Origin of the sequence: Anabaena sp. UHCC 0204 (assembly GCF_009711975.1) — a bacterium.
In the GTDB taxonomy this organism is placed as follows: Bacteria; Cyanobacteriota; Cyanobacteriia; order Cyanobacteriales; family Nostocaceae; genus Dolichospermum.
This window is the reverse complement of sequence record NZ_VIKW01000074.1, coordinates 1-4,437: the sequence shown is the minus strand read 5'-3', so window position 1 is coordinate 4,437 and position 4,437 is coordinate 1. Positions and strand designations below refer to the sequence as shown.

4 protein-coding genes and 1 pseudogene are annotated in these 4,437 nt (G+C 34.5%); 2 read left to right on the top strand and 3 right to left on the bottom strand.

The features are described from left to right. Positions 1-452 precede the first annotated feature (452 nt). Both FJR04_RS24525 and FJR04_RS24520 read left to right on the top strand, forming a co-directional pair. The gene (locus FJR04_RS24525) at positions 453-731 is read left to right on the top strand and encodes a hypothetical protein (RefSeq protein WP_168499799.1); all 279 of its coding nucleotides are present in this window, start codon (positions 453-455) and stop codon (positions 729-731) included. Positions 732-786: 55 nt separating this feature from the next. Next, positions 787-1,386 (top strand): hypothetical protein, encoded by a 600-nt coding sequence (locus FJR04_RS24520; RefSeq protein WP_168499797.1) that lies wholly within the window; start codon positions 787-789, stop codon positions 1,384-1,386. 172 nt (positions 1,387-1,558) lie between these two features. Here FJR04_RS24520 and FJR04_RS24515 read toward each other — a convergent pair whose 3' ends face one another. The 3 genes and pseudogenes from FJR04_RS24515 to FJR04_RS24505 all read right to left on the bottom strand — a co-directional run. After that, positions 1,559-1,876, bottom strand: a complete 318-nt coding sequence (locus tag FJR04_RS24515; protein WP_174763581.1) for a hypothetical protein — start codon at positions 1,874-1,876, stop codon at positions 1,559-1,561. Between the two features lie 153 nt (positions 1,877-2,029). Next, on the bottom strand, positions 2,030-2,812 hold the full coding sequence (locus tag FJR04_RS24510) for a hypothetical protein (RefSeq protein WP_168499795.1): 783 nt from the start codon (positions 2,810-2,812) through the stop codon (positions 2,030-2,032). 44 nt (positions 2,813-2,856) lie between these two features. Further along, positions 2,857-4,437 (bottom strand): annotated as a pseudogene (locus FJR04_RS24505) (hypothetical protein); the annotation flags it as partial.

The window sequence follows — 4,437 nt, the reverse complement described above, 5'->3', positions numbered from 1 at the left end:
ATTTTTTCTAATAATTGTTCTTGAACTGTCAGGACTTCCGTTAGTTTTTTTGATTGCTGTTCTATTTGCTGCGCCATTTCCTCCACCAGTTTTTTGACGCTGGTTGGAGTCTTTCCCCAATCTTCTGGGGGTATCTGTTCTAAGTGATTGACGCACTTCTGTTCCATGTCACTCAATTTATCAGATTTTGGGGGTAATTTTTGCTTATCTCTCTTCTACCCCCCTGAACGGTTACGATTGGTTTACCTGTAATTCCAGCACTTTCTACTTATATTGCCGATGATTCTCATGGGCAATTTTCCCGGATTATAGCTATTTTAACTATTAAAACCATTGCCTCTATCTATCCAGAGTATTACCAGTATTGTGTTACTTCTTTATGTCAACAGCTAGAATCTTTTAGAGACAATGATCCTGAGTTTAACGGTCATATTGTCTGGGTGCTTTCTGATATGAATGCAATAGATTGTTTACCTTTAATTGAGCGAGCTTTTCAAGCAGGGTGTGTTGATGAGGATGTGATAGGAGATTATGATGAAGTGCTTGTCAAACTTGGTTTAAAGGATATCACAGATATCTCTCCTAAAACTATAAAAGCGACTGGTACAGAGAACCCCATATCCTTAAATTTTACCACTTCTCCTAGATTTAAACAACTTGAGAAACTGAATAAAGCACAGCAAAAGAGAGACGCTAGAAGAAAACGAAATTTAAACCAATTGGGAAAATAAGTGATTTAAATAGCATATCAAGTAGGATAGAACCGAAAATAATAAGGTAATACAAATGGCTTATAGTGATTTTACATTGAGTAAATTTAAAAAGGATTTCCATATTCATATTAATGAAGAAATGGATTTATTTGCTAATATTGAACCTATCCAAATAAGTGAAAAACTTAAAAATAGTTTAGAAGAAACTACGGAATTGGCATTAGCAATTAATACTGAAAAAGCCCGTTCTGAAATGATTATTACGCCTATTTTATTAGAGGTAAGACGTAGGGCTAATTCTCAAATAAGTTTATTTTCAGGAAGTGATTTTAATGTTGATGTTGAAAAAGGTTTAAATGGTTATTGTGATTTTGTAATCAGTGGTTCTAAGGGACAGTTAACAATTAATGCACCTGTAATGATTATTGGAGAAGCAAAGAACGAAAACATTAAAGGTGGTTTAGGACAATGTATGGTAGCAATGTTAGCAGCGCAATTGTTTAATGAGCAGGAAGGTAATGAAATTAAAACTATTTATGGTGCTGTTACTACCGGAGATATTTGGAAGTTTTTGAAGTTGGAAGGAACTGATGTATTTATTGATTTAAATAATTATTATATTAAGGAGTTAAACAAGATTTTGGGCATTTTGTGTCAAGGGGTTCAGGGGTGAAAATTATTTAAATACATTCAAGATAATATCTTTGATTTCAATAACAATATTATTTTTGTAAAATTATTGCTTCTACCGCTCCCCTTATAGAAAAGAATATTAATTTAATTAATGTAGCGACTGTCTTGATTGTCAAGTGATAATCCAGACAGTCGCTACATTAAATTTTGTTTTACATAAAGGGAAAGGTAGAGCCATCATTATTAATTTCTTCCAAAATCCCTTGTTCATTAATTTTAAAATCTATATCTGCACGACTTTCCATCAAAGTCAATAATCCTAAAGAATGAACGGGAAGACTTGCAGATAAAAAAGCTTTAAAAGCTGTATCATCCTGAAAATCTATCATCTGTCTAAATTCATTAAAATTAATAAATCCTTCCAAAAAAGCTTCTATAGCTAATGTATTGAGAACTTTTTGGGATAAATCCTCTAATTTATCCTGGATTTTATCTGTTAAATTATCTGGTAAATCAATTGTGATTTGCATAATTTGACAATCTCCCAACTCTACATTTTTATTTTACTGCTTAAAAGACGTTTAAAGTTCCTGGCATAAAAAAAGATGTTCAAAAATCAAATAGGAGTCCTATGTAACGTCTCTATATCCAGGAATCAACCATATCTTTATAAAAAAATTCTATCACTCTCCTAACTCTTGTTCCTTTTTAAGTAATTGATTACTTTGATTATACTCCATTAACGCTATCAGTTTAAACTTTTCTATTTCTGTCTCTGTTAATTGATTTGTAGTAACTTGAAACTGGGCATAATTTGTTTTTCTAACAGCATTTAAAGCAACCTCGGTTTCAGAATACAAATTTTGCTTTCTTTTCAAGATTAAAATTTGCTCCTCTGTCGCTGTAACTTGTAGTGAAGCAGTAAATTCATCTGATTGATAAACTCTAATCTCTCCATCTTCACTATCTTCTACCAAACTTCCTTCACTCATTAACCTTGCTATCATCAAAGGAATGACGTACAACATAATGTCTTCTTCATATATTTCTGTTTGGTTTTCTTCCTGTTCATCTACCAAAACTATAATTGAATCATGATTAATTTGATCCAGATTGTGTTTCTCCTTTTCTATTGTAGTTACAGTTAAATCATTTGCCAATATAACTGGTAATTCAGGAATAAACTCTGGATTTTCTACCTGAATCTCCTCTGGTTCAAATGCTATTATAACAGATTCTTCCATAGTTCTTCCAGAATTGAGACTAGCAATAATAGATGCCAGTGTTTTAATAGCATCACTTTGTTCTTCGACGCTTACAGTTTCTGTTACCGGAATTGATTCTAATTCATTGTAATCAAAATATTCGAGAAGTCGGCTGAACATATAAGCAGCTTTAGCAGGGGAAATATCGGGTGATATTTTAGTTGATTCTTCAGTGAGCATAGTTAAAGGATTAGTTGTCATAAATTTATGCCAATGAATTGAATAAAGACTAAGTTGATTAAATATTAAACTTGAAGATACTGATTTTTGACTGATGCCAAAGATTGATTGATATTATTGTTGATTTCCTCAAATATATCAATAACTTCAGCCGATATTCGACTCTGATTAATCTGTCCTAATTTAATATCCAGTAAAACAGTTCCATCTTTTTTTATAATCGTTAAATCTTTATGAGAGTTATTGATTGAAATCAAGTATTCTTTACCTTGTACTATAACGTCTCCATTATCTTGAGGAATGCCAAATACATCCCCCATTCGTTGAGCAATTTGTGTGATTCGATTGATAGAATGTAATTCTTGAAAATCATTATTCATTGCTAAGACTGCTTTTTCTGTTAATTCTGCACCTGATTTAAATTCACTACCAACCTCTGCAATTCGCTGAATATATTCTGCTGACTTACCTAACTTTTGTGCAGTCAAATACCAAGTTCTTAATTTTTCTAATGTTGTTTCTTGATTCTGAATAGTTTTATCAGTAACTACCTCCTTTTGAACAATGTTGGATGAGGAAATTGGTGTAGAGTTAGGCAACTTTATCCCATTAGATGACACCACAGACAATGGTTGTGTAGGTACTGGGGAAGATACTTCTAAAGCCGTTGGTGTAATAGATTGTGGTTGTTGATTGGTAAGCGTAGTATCTTGTTCTAGCTTAACTGCGCGTGTGTACCCATCATTTACAGCTTCCAACTTATATCCCTGTGTCTCTAAATATTGTTTTACCAGTTGGTCAGTACCAGCAGCATTACCCACTACAAAAGAACTTTTGGAAGCGATCGCCTGATCAATCAGTGGTACATAATGTTTATTAAAAGTTTCCAAAATTTGTTGTTGAGTAACACCCCTCCAAAGACCAGAACCTGAAACCATAATCGTGTCATTGGCTGAGTACACACCTGTATTTGCCCTTTCCCCCCAAGCTTGTTGATAATTACGGGTGCTAGAGGGTGTTTCAGGTGGTGCAGATGACATACCAATGAATTGAGTAGCTACGTCAGCCATTGCCACATCCTTTTGCATATGCGTTGCTACAGCAGTATTCAGGGGTTGGAGATTAGCAAGTGGGTTGCAAGTTTTGGGAGAAGTAGCAATTTCTTGGACAGAATCTTTAGGTTGCGGTGTATTAACTGTTTTTACATCTTCATTTCGTAGTAATTTTGAGGATACTTGAGTTATAGTCTGAGAATTTTCCAACACTTTAGAATATCCCTCAATCAAAGCGCGAATAAACGGAGATTCTTTACCCTTCCCTTCCCAGTAGTTATCTCTGGCAGAAGTGACATAGTGAGTACAGTTTTCCAGCCATTCCACACCTCCCCTTTGGGTGATAGCTGCAAACAACTTAGGGTGTTGTTCTAACTTACCTTGGATGATTTCTGCCATTAGCTGTATTCGTGGTTCTCCCAAAGGTACTGTTGTTTTGTAGTGTTGATAAGCTTGTTCAGCAGAGACAAAAGGGACTCCAGCAGGTTTATCTTGGGCATAAGTTTCTGGTCCATATTTACCGGCGGGTACTGCGGCGTTATCACGGAAAGATACAGGGTAATCCCCTTGGATTTTGCCTAACTCCTTGGCGGG

Excerpts from the sequence above, each read along its gene's own strand:
- FJR04_RS24515 (WP_174763581.1), bottom strand. The coding sequence starts at position 1,876 with ATGCAAATCACAATTGATTTACCAGATAATTTAACAGATAAAATCCAG.
- FJR04_RS24525 (WP_168499799.1), top strand. The coding sequence starts at position 453 with ATGAATGCAATAGATTGTTTACCTTTAATTGAGCGAGCTTTTCAAGCA.
- FJR04_RS24510 (WP_168499795.1), bottom strand. The coding sequence starts at position 2,812 with ATGACAACTAATCCTTTAACTATGCTCACTGAAGAATCAACTAAAATA.
- FJR04_RS24520 (WP_168499797.1), top strand. The coding sequence starts at position 787 with ATGGCTTATAGTGATTTTACATTGAGTAAATTTAAAAAGGATTTCCAT.